The sequence below is a fragment of the Klebsiella sp. GFKo11 genome (assembly GCF_056490265.1).
In genome coordinates, this window is sequence record NZ_CM151369.1 from 1655446 (window position 1) to 1674001 (window position 18556).

27 protein-coding genes and 4 pseudogenes are annotated in these 18556 nt (G+C 47.3%); 23 read left to right on the top strand and 8 right to left on the bottom strand.

Annotation, left to right across the window (positions count from 1 at the left end):
* Positions 1-180 precede the first annotated feature (180 nt).
* The 7 genes and pseudogenes from AC07P6_RS08035 to AC07P6_RS08065 form a co-directional block, all read left to right on the top strand.
* A complete protein-coding gene (locus tag AC07P6_RS08035) occupies positions 181-1434 on the top strand; it encodes a tyrosine-type recombinase/integrase (protein WP_478315987.1) in 1254 nt (417 codons plus the stop codon).
* 24 nt (positions 1435-1458) lie between these two features.
* Entirely contained in the window at positions 1459-2427 is a 969-nt protein-coding gene (locus tag AC07P6_RS08040; RefSeq protein WP_478315988.1) for a hypothetical protein, read from the top strand.
* A gap of 117 nt (positions 2428-2544) precedes the next feature.
* The gene (locus AC07P6_RS08045; protein ID WP_478315989.1) at positions 2545-2763 is read left to right on the top strand and encodes a helix-turn-helix transcriptional regulator; all 219 of its coding nucleotides are present in this window, start codon (positions 2545-2547) and stop codon (positions 2761-2763) included.
* On the top strand, positions 2763-3179 hold the full coding sequence (locus AC07P6_RS08050) for a hypothetical protein (protein WP_478315990.1): 417 nt from the start codon (positions 2763-2765) through the stop codon (positions 3177-3179). The genes AC07P6_RS08045 and AC07P6_RS08050 overlap by 1 nt, the downstream gene beginning before the upstream one ends.
* Positions 3169-3537 (top strand): annotated as a pseudogene (locus AC07P6_RS08055) (DNA primase); the annotation flags it as partial. The gene AC07P6_RS08050 and the pseudogene AC07P6_RS08055, both read left to right, overlap by 11 nt.
* A gap of 181 nt (positions 3538-3718) precedes the next feature.
* On the top strand, positions 3719-4162 hold the full coding sequence (locus AC07P6_RS08060) for a single-stranded DNA-binding protein (RefSeq protein ID WP_087847302.1): 444 nt from the start codon (positions 3719-3721) through the stop codon (positions 4160-4162).
* Between the two features lie 36 nt (positions 4163-4198).
* A pseudogene (locus tag AC07P6_RS08065) lies at positions 4199-4509 on the top strand (phage portal protein); the annotation flags it as partial.
* A gap of 33 nt (positions 4510-4542) precedes the next feature.
* Here AC07P6_RS08065 and AC07P6_RS08070 read toward each other — a convergent pair.
* The 3 genes from AC07P6_RS08070 to AC07P6_RS08080 all read right to left on the bottom strand — a co-directional run bounded on the left by AC07P6_RS08070 (position 4543) and on the right by AC07P6_RS08080 (position 7486).
* Positions 4543-5151 carry a hypothetical protein gene (locus tag AC07P6_RS08070; RefSeq protein WP_478315991.1) on the bottom strand — a complete coding sequence of 203 codons (609 nt, stop codon included), beginning with the start codon at positions 5149-5151 and terminating at the stop codon, positions 4543-4545.
* Positions 5141-6469 (bottom strand): AAA family ATPase, encoded by a 1329-nt coding sequence (locus AC07P6_RS08075; protein WP_478315992.1) that lies wholly within the window; start codon positions 6467-6469, stop codon positions 5141-5143. Before AC07P6_RS08075 ends, AC07P6_RS08070 begins: the two co-directional genes overlap by 11 nt.
* Positions 6470-6940: 471 nt before the next feature.
* Entirely contained in the window at positions 6941-7486 is a 546-nt protein-coding gene (locus AC07P6_RS08080) for a hypothetical protein (RefSeq protein ID WP_478315993.1), read from the bottom strand.
* Between the two features lie 142 nt (positions 7487-7628).
* Between AC07P6_RS08080 and AC07P6_RS08085 the strand changes: the two genes are divergently transcribed.
* The 9 genes from AC07P6_RS08085 to AC07P6_RS08125 all read left to right on the top strand — a co-directional run bounded on the left by AC07P6_RS08085 (position 7629) and on the right by AC07P6_RS08125 (position 11944).
* Entirely contained in the window at positions 7629-7781 is a 153-nt protein-coding gene (locus tag AC07P6_RS08085; RefSeq protein ID WP_478316957.1) for a PerC family transcriptional regulator, read from the top strand.
* Positions 7782-7844: 63 nt separating this feature from the next.
* Complete coding sequence (locus AC07P6_RS08090; RefSeq protein ID WP_478315994.1) at positions 7845-8291, top strand: hypothetical protein; 447 nt, start codon at positions 7845-7847, stop codon at positions 8289-8291.
* Between the two features lie 163 nt (positions 8292-8454).
* Positions 8455-8625 (top strand): hypothetical protein, encoded by a 171-nt coding sequence (locus AC07P6_RS08095; RefSeq protein ID WP_042934036.1) that lies wholly within the window; start codon positions 8455-8457, stop codon positions 8623-8625.
* A complete protein-coding gene (locus tag AC07P6_RS08100; protein ID WP_004213174.1) occupies positions 8625-8951 on the top strand; it encodes a hypothetical protein in 327 nt (108 codons plus the stop codon). Before AC07P6_RS08095 ends, AC07P6_RS08100 begins: the two co-directional genes overlap by 1 nt.
* Positions 8952-8958: 7 nt before the next feature.
* Positions 8959-9183, top strand: a complete 225-nt coding sequence (locus tag AC07P6_RS08105; RefSeq protein WP_478315995.1) for a hypothetical protein — start codon at positions 8959-8961, stop codon at positions 9181-9183.
* A gap of 35 nt (positions 9184-9218) precedes the next feature.
* Positions 9219-10646, top strand: a complete 1428-nt coding sequence (locus AC07P6_RS08110; RefSeq protein ID WP_478315996.1) for a hypothetical protein — start codon at positions 9219-9221, stop codon at positions 10644-10646.
* Between the two features lie 216 nt (positions 10647-10862).
* On the top strand, positions 10863-11018 hold the full coding sequence (locus AC07P6_RS08115; RefSeq protein ID WP_478315997.1) for an HGGxSTG domain-containing protein: 156 nt from the start codon (positions 10863-10865) through the stop codon (positions 11016-11018).
* Between the two features lie 204 nt (positions 11019-11222).
* A complete protein-coding gene (locus AC07P6_RS08120; protein WP_478315998.1) occupies positions 11223-11594 on the top strand; it encodes a hypothetical protein in 372 nt (123 codons plus the stop codon).
* A 158-nt stretch (positions 11595-11752) separates the two neighbouring features.
* Entirely contained in the window at positions 11753-11944 is a 192-nt protein-coding gene (locus AC07P6_RS08125; RefSeq protein WP_478315999.1) for a hypothetical protein, read from the top strand.
* Between the two features lie 7 nt (positions 11945-11951).
* On the opposite strand, the gene AC07P6_RS08130 is transcribed toward AC07P6_RS08125, so the two are convergent.
* A complete protein-coding gene (locus AC07P6_RS08130) occupies positions 11952-12383 on the bottom strand; it encodes a hypothetical protein (protein ID WP_478316000.1) in 432 nt (143 codons plus the stop codon).
* A gap of 464 nt (positions 12384-12847) precedes the next feature.
* On the bottom strand, positions 12848-13090 hold the full coding sequence (gene xisR / locus AC07P6_RS08135) for an excisionase family protein (protein ID WP_478316958.1): 243 nt from the start codon (positions 13088-13090) through the stop codon (positions 12848-12850).
* A gap of 661 nt (positions 13091-13751) precedes the next feature.
* On the opposite strand from xisR, the pseudogene AC07P6_RS08140 reads away from it, so the two are divergent.
* Positions 13752-13919: pseudogene (locus AC07P6_RS08140) on the top strand (lysis system i-spanin subunit Rz); the annotation flags it as partial.
* A gap of 13 nt (positions 13920-13932) precedes the next feature.
* On the opposite strand, the gene AC07P6_RS08145 reads toward AC07P6_RS08140, so the two are convergent.
* A complete protein-coding gene (locus tag AC07P6_RS08145; RefSeq protein WP_478316001.1) occupies positions 13933-14181 on the bottom strand; it encodes a hypothetical protein in 249 nt (82 codons plus the stop codon).
* 63 nt (positions 14182-14244) lie between these two features.
* On the opposite strand from AC07P6_RS08145, the pseudogene AC07P6_RS08150 reads away from it, so the two are divergent.
* Positions 14245-14568, top strand: a pseudogene (locus AC07P6_RS08150) (hypothetical protein); the annotation flags it as partial.
* Positions 14569-14586: 18 nt separating this feature from the next.
* Here AC07P6_RS08150 and AC07P6_RS08155 read toward each other — a convergent pair.
* A complete protein-coding gene (locus AC07P6_RS08155; RefSeq protein ID WP_478316959.1) occupies positions 14587-14814 on the bottom strand; it encodes a hypothetical protein in 228 nt (75 codons plus the stop codon).
* A 105-nt stretch (positions 14815-14919) separates the two neighbouring features.
* Between AC07P6_RS08155 and AC07P6_RS08160 the strand changes: the two genes are divergently transcribed.
* The 5 genes from AC07P6_RS08160 to AC07P6_RS08180 all read left to right on the top strand — a co-directional run bounded on the left by AC07P6_RS08160 (position 14920) and on the right by AC07P6_RS08180 (position 17040).
* Positions 14920-15009, top strand: coding sequence for a DUF2280 domain-containing protein (locus tag AC07P6_RS08160; RefSeq protein ID WP_478316002.1), 90 nt, complete (start codon positions 14920-14922; stop codon positions 15007-15009).
* Between the two features lie 73 nt (positions 15010-15082).
* Positions 15083-15511, top strand: a complete 429-nt coding sequence (locus AC07P6_RS08165) for a hypothetical protein (protein ID WP_478316003.1) — start codon at positions 15083-15085, stop codon at positions 15509-15511.
* A gap of 342 nt (positions 15512-15853) precedes the next feature.
* Positions 15854-16231, top strand: coding sequence for a TonB family protein (locus tag AC07P6_RS08170; RefSeq protein ID WP_478316004.1), 378 nt, complete (start codon positions 15854-15856; stop codon positions 16229-16231).
* A gap of 62 nt (positions 16232-16293) precedes the next feature.
* Positions 16294-16683, top strand: coding sequence for a cell envelope integrity TolA C-terminal domain-containing protein (locus tag AC07P6_RS08175; protein ID WP_478316005.1), 390 nt, complete (start codon positions 16294-16296; stop codon positions 16681-16683).
* A 138-nt stretch (positions 16684-16821) separates the two neighbouring features.
* Complete coding sequence (locus AC07P6_RS08180; protein WP_304252759.1) at positions 16822-17040, top strand: zinc ribbon domain-containing protein; 219 nt, start codon at positions 16822-16824, stop codon at positions 17038-17040.
* A gap of 6 nt (positions 17041-17046) precedes the next feature.
* On the opposite strand, the gene xseA is transcribed toward AC07P6_RS08180, so the two are convergent.
* Complete coding sequence (gene xseA / locus AC07P6_RS08185; protein WP_478316006.1) at positions 17047-18417, bottom strand: exodeoxyribonuclease VII large subunit; 1371 nt, start codon at positions 18415-18417, stop codon at positions 17047-17049.
* Positions 18418-18556 lie beyond the last annotated feature (139 nt).

The window sequence follows — 18556 nt, forward strand, 5'->3', positions numbered from 1 at the left end:
ATGTCGGGCTTTTTTGTTATCATGGGCTATCATAAAGACGCAACAAAGCGCATGATTGGCGTGTACACAGAGGTGTGCCCATAATGAAAATCTGTGATTTTGGGTATACCTCCAATCATTTTGGGTACCTTTCACTGTGTACCCAGCCGGATAACAGTAAGGTTTTTCAGGTGTCGGCACATGACAAAACTCACAGACATGCAGATCCGCGCGTGGATTAAAAGCGACGAACGATTCGAGGGGCGGGCCGATGGCGACGGCCTATATCTGAGGTTTCGAAAAGAGGATAAAACTCCTTTTTGGCGGTATCGGTACAAGCTGGTGGGGAAGGCCCGCACCATGATGATCGGTTCTTATTCCGATTTCTCACTGGCAAAAGCCCGAGATATAGCGAAAGAGCTATCCGCACGGGTTGCGCTCGGGTATGACGTAGCCGCAGAGAAGCAGGAACGCAAAGCTGAGGCAATAGCGAAGATTGAGGCCGAGAAGAACGCCATACACGTTTCAGAGCTCGCAGCTGAGTATTACGCCCGCCAGATAGAAACCACCTACAAACACCCGGAGCTTTTCCGCAGCAGCCTGCAAAAAAATATCGTTGCGCTCATCGGAAAGATGAAGGTAGAGGACGTTCGCCCGCGGCACGTTGATAGCGTCCTGCAGGATGTTTTAGAGCGGGGATCTCCCACTGTAGCCAATGATGTACTTCGTATGCTCAAACGCTTGTTTGATTACGCCGTAGTGCGCGGGATGATTGAAGTGAACCCAGCCATATCATTTGGCTCGAAAGACGCTGGTGGGAAAGAGCAGGGGCGAAAACGCGCATTAAGCCGTGATGAGCTGGTTATGTTCTTCAAGGCGCTACGCCGTGGCCGCGGAATCAGTAGAGAGAATGAGCTGACGTTCAAGATTATTCTGGCGCTTGGGGTGCGTAAAATGGAGTTGTGCGCCGCCGAATGGTCGGAGTTCGACCTTGATAATGAGGTATGGCGCCTCCCTGGCTCGCGGGCAAAGAATGGCGATGACATCGATATTCCGCTGCCGGCGCCAGTGATCGAATGGATTAAAGAGATTCGACTTTTTGCCGGTGATAGCCGCTGGTTAATCCCGGCCAGACGAGCCAGAACAACGGCGCATGTTAGCCGGGCCACGCTGAATATGGTTATGCCGTCCGTTCTGAAAGAGATGGCTGACGTAGAGCCGTTCAGTATCCACGACCTGCGGCGAACCATGCGCACCCAGATGGCCGCGATAGGCATTGACCCGGTGATAGCCGAACGTTGCCTTAACCACAAAATACCCGGGATAGAGGGCATCTATAACAGGCATCAATACTTTGACGAGCGCAAAGCTGCGCTGGCGAAATGGGCCGATCTGCTTGTTGCCCTAGAAAGCGGAGAAGAATACAACGTTACTCCTATTCATCGCGCTAAATAGTCATAACACTTAGTGGGAAAGCGAATGAACACATCCGAGAAAAAAACTAAATATCTCCCTCTTGAATTCTGCCATGTTGATAAAGCGGCTTCTATGTTGGGTTGCGGTATCGATGACATTTTCCATTGGGCTGAGGTCGGCTCGATTCGACTTAGCGTGCGGCTTGAATACTTCCCTAGCTTCCTTTCATTCAAATCATTAACTGAAATTTCAAGCGAGAATTTATTCGATTCTTTGCTGACCAGTGAGAATGAGGTGAGACTCAGTGGATCTCGTAGGGTTACTTACTTTTACCCTGACCGCTTGGAAACTGAAATATATAGGGATGATAGCAAGTTGTATGTTAAGGGGTGGGCATGTGGTTTGTGGGCTATTCCCAAAAAGGATGTAAGCAAATTGTATATGAAGGGAGAGATCGAAATTGACTCCCTGCTTTACCCTGATGAACATAGGGAATTATATTTAAATAATGGAATTCTGGCCTTTCTTAGACCACATGAGGTTTTTAAAGAAAAAACACTCCCCATGGTTGTTAAGGCAAAAGAATTGACTCCAGAGGAGATCGTGAATGCTCTTAATAAAAAATTAACATATCAATCAATTACTGTTGCCGATGTTTATGTTTCCAGGTATTGGTTAGGGAAGCTATACAACCATATTGAGAACGGGGCTGAACTAATAAACTCCAACGATCTTGGCAATATCTTGGATGACGTAGATGAGGCCGATAGCATGAAAGGCGCTGAAGAAATTAAGCCCCACGGCAATATAGAAGTGTCGGCAAGGAAGAGGGAGGAAGTCTATAAAGCAGCCATCTACTGGCTGCTTAAAGACCCTGAATCATGCAAAGGTAAAAGAGGGGATGTTACTCAAGTGGCATGGGCTAAACGGATAGTGGAAGGTAGGAATGAGAAATCAGTATCCTTAGGGGAGGACAAGATTGTTAAATGCCTTCGAGATGCTATGAACGGAACAAACTCTGAAGAGAGTTAGGTAGATAAAATAGAAACCTACAAAAACAATTTTCAGACACTTACCCATCATTATACCTGCTGTATAGCATAAGCCCTGTAACGACGCATAAACCGAAACAGAGGGGTTACAGGGCATATGCAAGAGCAAGAAACACATAGCGTAACAATTCCATCCAGTGGTTATATTCGACGCTTCCGCTTGGCTCAGCACCTCGGCATTCACGTAGCCACGCTGGATCGCTGGGTTCGCGATAAGCACATTCCATCTCCCGTTAAGTTGGGGGAAAAAATCACTGCTTTTAATGCGGTAGAGATTAACAACTGGCTGGCAGAGCGCCGCGGGAAGGTGGTCTGATGCAAAAAGAAAACCGCCCATTACAGGCGGCTAACACAGATACTCGCGGATCTGATGTTACGCCACCAGCCTGCACCGTTCAAGTCTCAAAGCGCATTCCGAAGAAACACCGTGCCCGTACCTACATGCTGCGCTGTGGGGCTGGTGGGTGGACAGAAAATGATATCCTGCGTTACTGCCGGCTCTCATCTGGCCGCAACTATGCGAGCGAGCTTGAGCGCGAGCTTGATATCTGTCTGGAACGCCTGGAAGAGAAAAACCCTGATGGTATCGGTGCGCACATGCGTTACCGGTTTGCGTGTCGTGGTGACGTACTGAAGGTGATTCAGTTTGTGAACCACATGGCCGCAGTCAACCAACACTACGGGCTTTCTAAGCAGGATGTCGCCGACATTCTGAACCTCTACCGGCAATAAAGAGCATCAGCAGATTATCGAGCAGACCGAGGCATTTCTGAACGCCTACGGCATGAGCCGCTTTGCACCGTTCCCGTATGACCCAACCAGTCTGCCCATCTCCAACATGGCGGGATACCGGCAGAAAGGCGGCCATGATGCCGACCCAATGGTGTTCTACACCTTCCCGGCAGCCTTCGAAGGGGAGATAGCCCGCGGCTTTAACTCCCGCCAGTTTGCAGAGGTACTGAAGAAAGCCGGCATGCTGACACCGCCGACTTCAGGCCGGGGGTTCCAGAGGAAGTCACCACGCATTGATGGGCGACAGATTCGGGTTTATGTCCTGCAGTATCTGCCGGACGACGACCAGCCAGAGTAAAAGCATTCTTCCATGTGTGTAGTTTAGGTGTTGGTTCAGTTGGTTCAGTTGCCTCAGTAGTTATATATATCTGTTTAATAAGATTTCATGTTTAAAAAATGAACCAACATTGAGGCAACAAACTACCATTTTGAACCAACACTGAATCAGGTACAGGGCATCAGAAGAGAGGATCACAGCGATGACAGCTCAAATTTCAGCATACGGCCGGCTGGTGGCCGACCCGCAGACCAGAACAACGGGTAAAGGTACGAACATGGCTATGGCCCGCCTGGCGGTAGCTCTGCCCTGTAATGCGGCAGACAACGGAGAGGCTACTTTCTGGCTGGGTGTCATTGCCTTTGGTAAGCAGGCTGATGCGTTGGCCAAACATCGTAAAGGCGATCTTGTCAGCGTGGCGGGCAATATGCAGCTCAATCAGTGGACTGGTCAGGATGGCGGTACACAGCAAGGCTATCAGGTTATTGCGGACAGTGTACTCAGTGCCAGAACGGTACGCCCAGGCGGTAAAGCAGGTCAACAAGGACAGGCTACTGATGCCCTACGTCGGGCCCATGAGCAGCAACCGCCCGCGACCGGGTATGAAGGATACGACCAGACGCCGCCGTATGACGATGATTTTTAGATAGTAAGCTGAATGCTAGGCACTTGAGTGCTCCCTGACTTTCGCAACTTGTTTATGTACTCGTCCAATGGCAAAAGACAGCATTCAGATCATCCCATTGTAGGAGGTTACGGCAAAGGATGAGTTTTCGAACATCAAGAACGTGAGCCGCGATGACATGATGGCGGCGCACCGCATTCCGCCGCAGATGATGGGGATTATGCCGAGTAATGTTGGGGGGGGATGTGGAGAAGGCAGCTAATGTATTTGTAAGGAATGAGTTACTACCATTACAGAAACGACTGGAAGAAATGAACAGTTGGTTTGGAGAGAAACTAATAAGATTCGACGCGTATTTATTGAACTAAAAGTAAAGGCTGTGAAAATCCACAGCCTCAACTTCACATAGTAAAATCGTTCACGCAACTATTATCAGCAGAGCTAATCTGTATACGCACCACTCTTCCGCAAGTAACTTTATGTAAGAATTCAAGAATCCTTTGAGGAGAATCTTTCACCAATGCTTTAGTTACCAAGAAGCCTTCGATATTCTTCAAATTGAACTTGTTAGATATTGCTTCTAGATCTTGTAAAAAGCCTTCTCGGCCTTTTGCTCGGAAATCACGCATGATGACAGTGTAACGAATATCCAATTTAAAGAATTCGTCGCGAGAAATATCAGGAAGATGCTTCAAAACAAAGCAAAATAACGTCGTTATACCTTCGTGAATCTTCATGCGAATATCATCTTTTTTAGGCTTACCTTCTTTGAACTCAACAAAATAAAGAATATCATCGACCAAAAAAAGACAATCTGGAGATTTTTCCTTTCTGCCATCCGGATGGCACGCAGACAAGTTATAGACCTTGTCAAAATTAAACCCAACTTCTTCAGAGATGATAAAATGTTTATTACCATCCGAATTAAAACTCAAACTAGAAACATCTTCCAATGCACCAGGATACACTTCACACAACTTATTATAAATTCTTTGAGAATTAGAAATCATCGAAGTCATCCTTGCTAAGAACCCTCAATGGTTCAGCTAACAAATCAATCGCATGAGATATATCATCGCTAATATTAACGAAAGTTGTCAGATGTTCACCAGGATATTTAGTTGCCAGATAGAAACTATTTTCAATTCTCTTTTTATCTGCATAATGCTTAAGAGCATCGATTACATATGGGCTATGGGTTGTAATTATAACATCCACACCCGAATACACTAAATCACAAATTAACTCACAATATAAAACCTGCCATTTTGGATGGAGGTTAACCTCTGGTTCATCAAGTATTAAAAGCTGATTACTCTCGGCATGCCCACCTTTCAGCAGCATATCAAGAATCCCCAAAGACTTAACACCAGAAGCGACATTTGATGAAGATACCGTATAGTTTTCTCTAGTTAAAAGGAAATCATATTTTTCACTATCGTAAGTAATTTCACCATCAAATGCATTATTTATACGCGTAGAGATAGTACTATGAATGTCAGGTTCAATTTCAAAAAGATCGTTGAAAGCATAAAGATTATATATCGAATCACTCAACTTATTACTCAAGTCCTTAATGTGAAGAGGCACTGTTGCCCTTCCATTAACCCCTTCTTTAATTTCGAATAGGGTTTTCGACATTTGAGCTAAATTATGATACTGAATGATGGCTGGAGATTCAACATAAGTCGCGTCGCTATATCCTAATTCATCATTGAAATCAAACTTGAACTTGGTGTCGCTTATCCAATTAATGCCTATTAACGGCGTTGCACCATCTTTTACCCTAACTACTGGTTTAAGTGAATCACTATTTCCCCTCGGCACAATTTCACCTCGAAATTCCGAAAAGAAAGCCTTGCTGATAGCTCTATTCATAACAGAAAGACGATCATCTGGCTCTTCGATAAGCTGCCTCATTTCTTCAAGTTTAGAACTCGCACTTGAATACATTAATTCAGAGATATCATTTCTATCCATCAACTCATTTAAAACATTGTATCTTTCTTTTAATGCCGATATTGGATCTACTTTTATGTGAGTTATGAATTTTTTCGGATGAAACAAATCTCTAACGTGAGGATTTACTGTAATATTAATAGTTCTTCGAATAATCGAAAAGTACAACGTCTCTGCTAAGGAAAGTAATCTGGCATCCTTATCTTCTTCTAAATCAAATTCATAACGAGCAATAGCTTTAACTATAGAAAAAAGGATTTTCCCTATAGTACTCTTGCCCGTATCGTTTTCGCCAGTAATAACGGTCAATCCACCTATGTGTACATGTGCATCGGCAATAGTACCAAAATTCTTAACCTCAATATCCATAAGTAGCTCTTATTTAGTTTAATAATCCTTTGATTCTACCATCACTCAATGTGTGTTTGGTAGTTCGCGATACTATCTCATTCTCAAAAGAGCAAAAATGATGCATAGGGTTTCGTTAACATAGTGTAGCGCGCGCTCGTATCCCCGCCACGCCTGCCCGCTTTATGTAGAGGTTTTTTTGGCAATCAGAATGCGAACTAAGTGTAAAAGACTACCGGTTCGTGTCCTACCTGACGGCAATTGCTACCTGGCCAGTCACGCTGACGCTGATTGGTCTCTCTGCAGGAGTGTCTCTCTATACGAAGTGCAGGGGGCTGGGTGTTGTCCCTATCATTCTGTTCATGCTGGTGGCCGTTGCTGCGTGGAAGTTTGAACGCTACATGTAAAATCATACCTCCCCATGAAATGCCTATATCTTATTTATAGGCAGAAGTGACGTGTTTTGCCCATGAGTGTTGGTATCTCTTAGTGTTAACCAGCTGCGCTGGGAGGGGTCGGGTATCTCAGGTCGATTTGTGGCGCATCACTTAGAAGCCGGCCAGATCTTGCCATCAGGTATCCGGCGATTTCTTCAGGCGTCAAATCTACATGGAGCATATCTTCATTCTGGAACCATTCATTAGGCCAGTAGATGAGATCGGACGGATTGGCATCAAAGTTTTTCTCCAACAATCCCAGCGCGTAGCTTTGTTCCGATTCCTTGCCTTCAGCATTGCACACGAAACTAATTATCTGAACTAGCTCATCCCAGGTTAAATCCGCAACGTATTTCTCCTGATTAAATGCCATCTGGGTAAAGTTCTTGGCGTCGGTCCATGAGGAAAAATCACGGAAATCAGAGAATTCATACGGATTAACGACCTGCCTGTTCCAGTCATCAATTATTGCTTTTAGCTCTTCATCATCTTCGTCAGCGCCGTTATCAATTTGCGACAGTATCTCTTTGGCCATATCCGCCAGTTCCTTAAGTTTCTGACGGCTGATTTTGGCTGGTTTCATGCGTTCAGGTAATGGCATCGGGGTCTTCCTTGTTAGGTTGAGGCATGGCTGCGGCAGATCGTTAGACAATCTTCGCCAAAGGTTCATCCAAAGTCCATAAACAATCGATTCCATTTCTGATAACGATCGGGAGTGGTTAAAGTGACGTTGTGATGAATGCCTGGAGAAGGTAAAACGCCCACTAGCCCGTGCAGAAGATTTTGGTGGGCTTCACAAGGCAGCGAAAGAGACACAGCACCGCATGGGGATAGCGCAGCCAAATGGTGAGGCTTTCAGAATCAAGGAGAAGAAAGTTGAGCATTCAGATAGGTAGTTTGCGTTTTGCTGGAATATTAGGTGATAGGATGTTTTCTATTCGGGGATGAAGGGAAAAATAATGAGATACCTAGCGGGGTTCTTGGTCTTATCGGCTCTGGTCGTAGCAGGATGTGGTGACCCTCCGGACGAGAAGATTATCAGCGATGTTAAAGCGAAAATTACGGATTATTTCGAAATTAACAAAGGGAGGTGCGACGCATGGCGCTTCATGAGCGATGCTAAAGACCCTCATTTTAGAAACGCATATTTCATAGAGTGTGATACGCGAATTAGTCCTATCGATCTGACATTCTCAGACGTGAAAGTGTACAAAAATGGCGGCATAACGGCTGTTTGTGGTGTTGTTTCAGGGCATACCGATATTAGCCGTCAGGGTATGCGTTTTGTTCAACTATGGAACAAAAAGGACTGGGTATATCTTAGGTCTCGATATAGTGGAGGAAAGCAGCCACCTGGCGAAGCGATGTCATTCTGGAACTTCCATAATAAATATTGCAAAAAATAAGACAACTAACCCGCCAAGGCCCCGTTATTCGGGGTTTTTTATTTTCTGAAGATAAGAGAAATCGATCCTGATGATAAAGTAATCGTTTCATATTTTGCATTAGATGTGATGAGTGTTGATAAAATTGCAAGTATAATTACTGTATAAATATCAGGGGTGCGCAATGGCAACACCATCCGTAAAACCCGTTCTTCTCAGCCTGGAGCAGATCGAGAAACTCCGGACGCTGCAGGAAAATGAACGGAAGAAATCACCGCTGGGCATTGCTCCCACCATCCACGTTATCGCGCGTCAGTTGATGGAACGCGCTTTAAGCACACAAATGGAGGCGTAATGGAACAACTACAACGACTGGCAGAGGCTATTGCTGAAACCTACATCCGCGATCTGCGCCGGGAAACAGGAGATAATGTCATTACCGTTGATGGCGTCAGCGGCAATGTTGAAACGCACCTTTTAGCCGCGGGGCTGGTGGATAACTCAGTTTCAGCAGCCAAAAACCAATACGGGGCGACATTTGAACGTGAGGCATATCAAATGTTACTGCGGTTAATTTCACTCGATGGCCCGGAGTATCGTCTGACTGAACATGGTGCTTACGTCATTACCTTCATGACGACTAAGGCTTTAAAAAAACAGTCTTCCACGACAGTACACTGAGGTGCGTATGAGTAATAATTTTGGCAATTATTACATTGAAATTGACGCTGATGTCTTACCGTTCCTCAAGGGGATGGACAAGGTACAGAGTACTCTTGATGCTCTTTCGGCTGATTCGAAAAATGGAAGTAAAGCCTTCGATAATTTGAGCTCGTCCGCATCGAGTGCCGGAACCTCATTTAATGAACTTGCTGGCTACGCCCGCTCAATGGATGGCTCACTGAGCTGGTGAGAGTCGCAGGAGAAGCACAGATTAATCTTGCCGCTATGAAAAAAGAGGTAGATAACCTAACTTCTGGCCAGAAGAATCTCATCAAACAGTCTGAACGTAATTTAGCACTGTCTAAGTTACAGGGTGAAGCGCGCGCGAGGCTACAGGCGCAATATGCCGCCGAGGATGCAGGGTTTGATAAAGACGATCCGTACGCCAGGAAGATGGAAGATGATGCCGCCGCAACGTACAAAAACACGCAGGCGCAGAAGGCTATACAGTCTGAGCATAAAAAAGGTTCAAATCAGGCCGAGTCTATCGCCCAGAAGCTCGCCAACCTGAAACAGCAATCGGAACTGGCGGCTGACTCAACTAAAGAGCTAAGCAGAGAGCAAGCCATTCTGACTGCGCAACAGTCACTCGGCAAAGGTGCAACGCAGGAGCAGATCGCACTGGCCGGGAAATATGCAGCGGCCACCTGGGACTCAGCAAACGCTCTGAAAGCGAAGCAGCAGGCAGAGCAAGGAACGAAGTTTGCAAAGCAGGAGATAGCCTCTGCGCAGTCCACGATTGATCCGGCAACCGGGCAGGCTGTTGACCCTGTGGCTCAGGTAAACCTGCAGGAACAACAAAAACTGGAGGCTCTCGCTAAATATCAGGAGATTGATAAGCAGAACACGCAGCTTTATGAGGATGCAAAGACGGCGATTACTCAAAGTGCCTCTATGCAGCGCCGACAAATCCAGGACGAAGAGAGCGACAGGCAACAACAGAACATGTCGCAATTACTCGGATCTTCATCTCAGTTTTTCGGCGAAATGGCTGGGCTGGTTGGTGACTACGCCGGGGAATCCAGCGCCGCTTACAAAACACTCTTTGCGGTCAGCAAGGCGTTCTCTATCGCTCAGGCGACCATGAATATGGTCATGGCAATCAGTAACGCAGCAGCCCTGCCGTGGCCCGCCAACATTCCGGCAATAGCGGTTGCCGCCGCTCAGGGGGCTAACCTCATAAGCCAAATAAGGGGTTCCAATTACGGCGGTGGTCGGGAACATGGCGGACCTATGACTTCTGGTGTCATGTACCGGGTTGGTGAAGGTAACAAGCCTGAGCTTATGCAGACCTCCAAAGGCATGTTTATGGTGCCCGGTGAAAAAGGTCGAATGTTCAGCAATAAGGAAGTTACCGGCGGCGCCCAGACCATCAAAAAGGCATCGACAGGTAGTGAATACCTTAGCCAGAGAAGCAGCACTGGAGCCAACAATAATGACCTTAAAGCAGGCGGAAACGGAAGCTCCTCTCCGAACATTCAGATCATTATTCAGAATAATAACGGAAGTGATGTAAGGGCGTCAGCTTCTAAGGGGCTCTCTGGTGAGGACGTGATTAACATCATTGTCAATGACGCTTATAACTCCGGCCCTGCGACACGAGCCATTGCCGCCAGAACCGGTAACAGACTTATGGCTACTGGCGATTACTAAGCAAGAGGGAAACAAAACATGGGGGATGGCGAAAGATTAGCCTACCCCATGAGAATGTGACAAAAGCTGACATTGAAAGGCGGTTCCGTGACTAACGACGAAAAGCGAAAACTATACCGTGCGTGGGCTGATGATATCGGCGGCGGAACACCTTTCCCGGAAGCCTGCAGGGATATGAAGTGCGGAGCGACGACGAGGAAAGGGACACCCTGCAAAATGACAGCCCTGTACGCTTCTGGCCGCTGTAAGTTACATGGCGGCATGAGCACCGGCGCAAAGACGCCAGAGGGTAAGGCGCGGCAGTTAGAGGGATTCCGCCGCTGGCTGGAGAGAAAGCGGCAGTCCACCAGCCAAGATGATGGTTCGCATTGAGGTTCGCACCGAAAACGGCCTTAAAATATTGGACTGTACTGGACGGATTTAAAACGCGGGCATACTTAAACTCGCGCCAGTAGCGGGCTAAGAACAACAATGAGAATTGAGCCGTCAAAGTTTTTAGGTTCGCAGTACGCAGCACGGTACGCAGCAAAATGAAGGTTTTTTCAGTGCGTACCAGACAAAGATAAGAGGTGATAAATGGGCATCAAAGGCAGGGGAATGAACAAAATCCGGAGCAACATGAATGCGCTGGTGAGGGACATTACCGGGCGGCGCTTACCGCGTGCAATGACAGCTGCTCTGTATGAAGGCGGGCTGGTAGCCGCTATCTATACGCCAGTTGATACCAGCACCCTGATTAACTCGCAGTTTAAAGAGGTTATTACTAACGGGACGCGCATCACTGGCCGTATCGGATATTCAGCGAATTACGCAATCTATGTAGCAGATCCGAATATCCCGCAGAAGTTTACTCTCCCCAGAGCCAGGAAAGAGTTTTTGCAGCATGGTGTTGCTGATGCAAAACCGCAGATGGATGCTGCTTTCCTGCGGGAGTTATCAAAGGCATAATTGCGCAGAAAACGAAACCGATATATGCACAGAAGCCGCTTACCCCATGAGCGCACTAATATTGCCCTAATGCCTACCCCATGAGTGGGGCAAGATTGCGGCAAGATTGACTCCGGCACTGAGCCAGCCGGTTGAGAGCTATGAACAGGAGCGTTTCCATGTTAGACCGTCACAAGCTTGAATTAACGTTGCTCGAGATGACCAGGCAGAGCGGTGGAGGAGTGGACGGTCACACTCTTTACACCATTCGCAACGGCGTGGCGCAGGTGCTGCAGGCCAAAGAGCGCCACCGCTGCAGGATGAATGTGCCAGCCTACCAGTGGAAGAAGCCCGCCGCGCCGCGCAGATAAACCAGAGCTACGATTGTAGCGTTGCCGATAGCTTCTCAGCGTTGCGCCCCTGACGCTTCCAGGCGCTGTCGATGTCCTTATCCCACGCCTTGCCTGTTTTCGTCTGATAACCGGCCTCATTGAGCCGCTCAGCGATAATTCGGCCATTGTCGAACCCTTCCCTGATAGTGTCAGCAACAATCCCGATTACAGCTGCTTCATTGTACAGGGTTGGCGGAATCCCCTGCTTACCACCCGCCAGCGCAGCAGACGCCACTTCCATTCGCTCCACCAGCTCAAGCATGCGCAGCTGAGGGTTGCTCTCTGGCTGGTTCAGTTTGCTGCGTAGGGCGTCGAGAAACCATGCTGTTTTGTCTCCACCGGCCGCCGCTACAGCCTGATTAAATGCGTCATGCAATTCCGTCGGAACGCGGAATGCTACCAGATTGGATTTGCTCATGAGGGGCCGCCATATCAGTGTTTTCGGTCTATACAGTATACCACTGTATAACACTGTTATACGGATGAGGTTTCGTATTACTGACTGTTTTCTCCATCCATCCTCGCTTTTGGTGTGAGGCGCTGGTGGTCATAAATTTTGGAATACTTTGGAAATTTGGGAGGTATCGACGGCTGAAGGAACCGCGCTGCCGATAGTCTGAAGTTGAAATATTTACCAGGGTCATCCAAAAAAGATGCGTGTTAAATTTATACTGTTTGATACGGATTTGGATTGCGCTGATTGGCAAACATGCGTCCTGGTTGGCGCTGCATACTATAGGGGCGATCGGTCGTATTAAATTTGCCGGGACCACACATACGGGAATATCCCGTATGTAGAACCGACTCACTAGCTTCGCGAGACAGTATCCAAACGTGAGGTATCCCGGCTGGTATCCACCGAAAAACTAACTTTTCGGAGACTTATCTATATCGCCGGGGCCGAGCAATGGACTGTAGTTCAATCCATCGATCAATTTCGTCAATGTTATAAAAGCATGGGCTGTTGTCCCAGGGTTCGCAGTCGAAAGACACGTGACGGTATTCCTTCCCTTCGAGAAAGGTGTTTTCACGAGCTTTCTTCAGCGTCCCTTTTTTGATTCCCTTCAGTGCTATTAACTGCTCCTCCGCGACCCATTTCCCAGGGTAGGCGATTAAATTTATGATTTGTGGCTCTGAGTCTTTTCCCACAGATATCTCCTGTTTTAAATGCTTTCTTGAGTGTTTATGTAAGGTTCATCGTTGACCTACCTTTTGTAACAGGGCGCAGCATGCCGTTGTGCAAGATCAATATTGACCAATGTTTCAATGAATACCTTCGTTGTTCATCTACATCTCAGAGATGGTCAAAGAATGGCATCAACAGAATCTGTAACGGTAATGACCGGCTGAATTTGTGATTTTGATATTTGAATCACAGCGAATGTTGGTTCATCCAGCTAAATGTTGGTTCAAAATCAGGTGGTGTTGGTTCACTTTTTTGAAAAATAATCAAACAAAACAATGGTCTTTACGTTTTGAGGCAACTGAACCAACCGAACCAACACATTTTGCATGTATATAGAGAAAATTTTCCGCACATAAATTTGGGCGTGATTTTGTACCGGTGGATATTACCGACATGTGAGAAGGTACCCTGAGCCCCAAATTGCACGATAAATAGTCAATTCTCATCCGCAGAAAAATATATGGGGGCACATTTAGGGGTATGTATGATTTTCGTAACCTACATAGTTAAATAAAATCAGTTCGTTATGTGTTTATATCGAATCCTGTACAGGCTCAAATTTCAGCATACGGCCGGCTGGTAGCCGACCCGCAGACCAGAACAACGGGGAAAGGTACGACCGGCGCCGGCGACGTGGGCGATGTTTCCAGCCCCCGACTTACTGACTCCGCTGAGCGGGATTATTGGAGTCTCCGTGCCGGAATCGCCACCATCACAGGGCAAGTGAGCTACCTGCAGGAATACATCCGCACGCAGTGTATAAAATAGTTACTTTAGGTAACTATTTCTTGCCTAATAGATGAATGGCCTGAGTCTTTAGTTCATTAAAGTAATCCTCGTCATGGTGAAATTCCGCATTAAATTTAAGACTGCTTTCAACTTCACTGGACATCAACTCCGGGACCTTCACAATGCCATCGTTGATTACTGTTGAAATGGTGACAATTGCTACTTGAAGAGCATGGATATCAAGACGCATTTTTTCATTTTCAATTTCTAGCTCTTTAATTCTTTTCTCTAAATCAGACATTAGCTTCCTCCTTGTCGTTGAAAGATTAATGTATCACAAAGTTAAATTTGTAGTGAGGCAGCCATGATAAAGCCCGACCGGGAGGCCATCGAAACGGCGTACCGGGCTGGGGTGATGTCCCTCCGTGAAATTGCATCGCAGCACAGCATCAGCCACGTATTCATTAACAAGCGGGCAAAGAAAGAAGGGTGGGAGAAAGACCTATCCGCAAAAGTGAAAGCAAAGGCTGATACGCTGGTTAACAAAAGAGAGGTTAACAGCAAAACAGCCTCTCAGAATCTGTTAACCGAGAGGCAGCTAATTGAGGCAACAGCCGAGGCTATCGCTAATGTCCGCATGGAACATCGCGGTGACATTAGGCGGGCTAGGGAGTTAACGCACTGGCTCCACACATAGCCGCGGCATTCAGCCAACCCGCACGCACGCGCCTGATATCGAATTATCAGCGCCACTGGTATCACGTATTACCCGGCACCATCCCGGAAGACCATAGCGCACAACGTTACACCAGACCACGGGAGAATCCGCGTTACTCTGCGTGGTGTTTTGCCGTTGCTCGTACACCGTCACCCTTTCCAGGTTATCCGGCTCAAAGTAGCTGAGTATCGTCTTTTTACGGTTGGTCGGGCCTATGCAAAACGGGATCTGCAAAGGATTAAGAAGCGCAGTGTTCCGGGGGCGTGATTTGCTGGCTGGTGGTTGCGAGAATTTAGGACAGGTTAGGACGGATGGTGAAGTATGGCGGCATTAAAACCAGAGGTTAAAGCTTTCATAATTCAATATGTTGCGTGTTACGAAACACCTAGCAAGTCGCTGATGCCGTCCTAAATGGCACGCTGTCCCGGTAGACCGTAGCGCAGGTTTCTGCTAAAGCTAATGATTTGAGGGAGGTATACGACAAATGGGCGAACCGATTCAAATTGAAGGGACTACCCTTACGTTCGGTCTACCGTATATTCTGGTTGTCAAAAAGCTGCATAAATCAGTGTCTAACAACCGGCGGCGATTCAGTTACTCCTTGCGATATGCAAATCATGATCTCGCATGGATAGGACCGGAAGTGTTGATTCGAGAGAAGGATTTCAAAATTCTGCTGGAGAATTCCCAACGTTTCCCCTCGCATGATATCAGTGGAATGAAGTTTCGCTTCTGGTTGTACCACTCGGAAAATCATACCTACTACTGGGATCTGCTAAAGATGGTTGCGGAATTTGAGTGTATTTGCTTAGCGAGCAATCAAATAGATTATCGTGATACGGCGGGAGTAATGGAAAGCACAACATACTATTACTACAAAACCGGAGTAATAACCGGTTCTGCCGGGGAGTGATTTTAATCACTGATAGGCATTGTATTGAGTAGCGACCATTGACTGATAATCGCACAGAGCAGATGAGCACATTTGTTTTTCGTGTACACAAGGGTGTGCACAAGTTTTTTATATAAATAAAAAATTACTTATAAATCAAGAAAATTATCCTTTATTTGTTATTCATATCAAGAAAAGCAAATAAGCTATTCGCCTGAATGAAGACCCTAAAGCCCGCATCTGTCGGGCTTTTTTATTTCTCGGGATCGCCAAATCGCTGATTAACAATAAACCTACTTGAGGCCGGCGTATAAATGTGCGAAAAATTAATCAGGATTAATACTTCTATGACATGAGGTCAAAATGAAAAGATTTTTAGCTCTCCTGATATTGTTTATTATCCCCATAACGTATGCCGCTGAATCACAACCCATTGAGCCTCGTATTAAGCCTGTTTATCCAGCTAAAGCTGAGAGAAAAGGGATCTCAGGTCAGATTAAGGCGCAATTTGATGTAGACGATAATGGCCTTGTCACTAACGTTCAATTGTTAAGCGCCGACCCTTCCGGAATGTTTGATAACGAGGTCAGGGCCGCCATGAAAAAATGGCGATATGTTAAAGGCAAGCCCTCCAGGAATAATATTATTACCATTAACTTCAGGCCGGGGCCGTCTTCCATAGAAGTACCAGCGCCAAACCAGCCGGGTAGCATTCAAAGCCGAGGAGTCCCCTTTAGATAAAAATAATGTACCCGAAATAATGTTTGGAGAATCATTTAAAAGAAGGAATCAGGAACAGGGATATGAAAAAGATAATAATGGGTATTTTGGTCACCTTTACCAGCGGCTGTGCGCCGCTTCATCCTGCGGATTGCCATAAAACAACAGCGCTTGGGGACTGCAGTTCCGGGCGTTTCACTGACAAAGATGAGTATGGCAGGCAGGCGAGGGCGATTAAAGAGTCTATAGAGTCCCAGCTACCCGATCGCTACGGATGGACGGGCAAAAAATGCAGGATACACGTGAGTTTTAGCTACGATGGACAACTGAATAGCATCAGAACAAGTGAAGGTAACAAACAATATTGTGCCGCGCTGGTTGATGCCGCTAAACGGGCCACTTTTGCGCCGTTTACCAATGAGAAAATCTATGATGCGTTTTCTCAGTCGCGATTCAGCATGCAGGGTGAATAAAACGAAACTCGGTAGCTCGGCGGTGGACGGATAGCCTGTTTGTTATTAATGATCCTCAAGTTGCAACAACAGCTGCTCGGTCCCCACTCGCTGCAAACGTGATAAAATGGTGGAATATAAACGTCGTCAGGAGTCACTATGGAATTTAATTGCCCCGTTTGCCATACGCCGCTTGATGTACAAGCCAGTATCGCGCACTGCGATCGTTGTGCTAAAGATTTTATTGTGGAAGCACGCTGCCCGGACTGCCACAAGCCGCTGGAAGTTTTAAAAGCTTGTGGCGCGGTAGATTATTTTTGCCAGAACGGACACGGACTCATTTCGAAAAAACGCGTGGAGTGGGTGGCTGTAGAGTAATCGATGTTACTTTTTCTTCGCCCGGGTTTTCTTCACGGATGTCACCGTTTTTACCTCGCTCTCTACCCAGCCGTCGTTGAGGCGGGTAGTGAGTAAATCCCCCTCTTGTACCTGTTTGGTTTGCTTCAGGACTTTGCCGTCGCTGGAGGACGTTACGCTATAGCCGCGAGCAAGAGTGGCCAGTGGGCTGACGGCTTCCAGGTGAGTCACCATATTACCGAAGCGCTCGCGCTGATCGCTTAAACGGGCGCGGATGTTTTCCGTCAGCCGGTATTCCAGTTGCTGAATACGGCTCTGGGTGCGATGAATACGCGGCTGTGGGTTTTGTTGATTCAGGCGTTGCGTGGCACGCTGCTGGCGCTGGTCGGCGCGTTTTATCTGCGCCTCAAGAGCGAAACGCATGCGCTGACGCAATCTTTCCAGCTCTGTTTGCTGACGGGCCAGGCGTAGCTGGGGATGCTGTTGCTGCAAGCGATGAAAAATCTGGGTAAAGCGACGATGCCGGTTGGCAAGGAAGTAGTCCATCGCCATCTCCAGACGTTGCTGTCCGGATTGTAGCTGGCGCAGTAGCTCCTGCTGATTACGGCTGACAATCTCTGCGGCTGCGGAAGGCGTTGGCGCGCGCAGATCGGCGACAAAATCAGCAATGGTCACATCGGTTTCATGACCCACAGCGCTTACTACTGGAAGACGACTGGCAAAAATAGCCCGGGCTACCCGCTCGTCGTTAAAGCTCCACAAATCTTCCAGTGAACCGCCGCCGCGCCCGACAATTAACACATCGCATTCATTACGTGCGTTGGCAAGCTCAATGGCTCGAACGATTTGCCCCGGAGCGTCCTCGCCCTGAACGGCGGTCGGGTAGATAATCACCGGCAGGGAAGGGTCGCGACGTTTGAGCACGTGTAAAATATCGTGCAGCGCGGCCCCGGTTTTCGACGTAATGACGCCGACACAGTGTGCTGGAGCGGGGAGTGCTTGTTTATGCTGTTGATCGAACAGTCCTTCCTCAGCCAATGCTGCCTTAAGCTGTTCATATTTCTGCTGAAGCAGGCCTTCACCCGCAGGCTGCATGCTTTCGACAATGATTTGATAATCACCGCGCGGTTCATACAACGTAATGTTGGCGCGAACCAACACCTGTTGCCCATGCTGCGGACGAAACGTCACGCGGCGGTTGCTGTTGCGGAACATCGCGCAGCGAACCTGGGCGTTATCGTCTTTTAAAGTGAAGTACCAGTGACCTGAAGAGGGCTGGCTGAAATTCGAGATCTCGCCGCTAATCCACACCTGACCCATTTCACGTTCCAGCACCAAACGAACCGACTGGTTTAGGCGGCTAACCGTGTAAATTGAGGGGGATTGAGATGGCAACATGTGAGCAAGATCAAATTCTAAATCAGCAGGTTATTCAGTCGATAGTAACCTGCTGAGAGGGGAGCGCAAGTATTATTTGCAAAAAAGGGTAGATGCAATCGGTTACGCTCTGTATAATGCCACGGCAATATTTATCCAC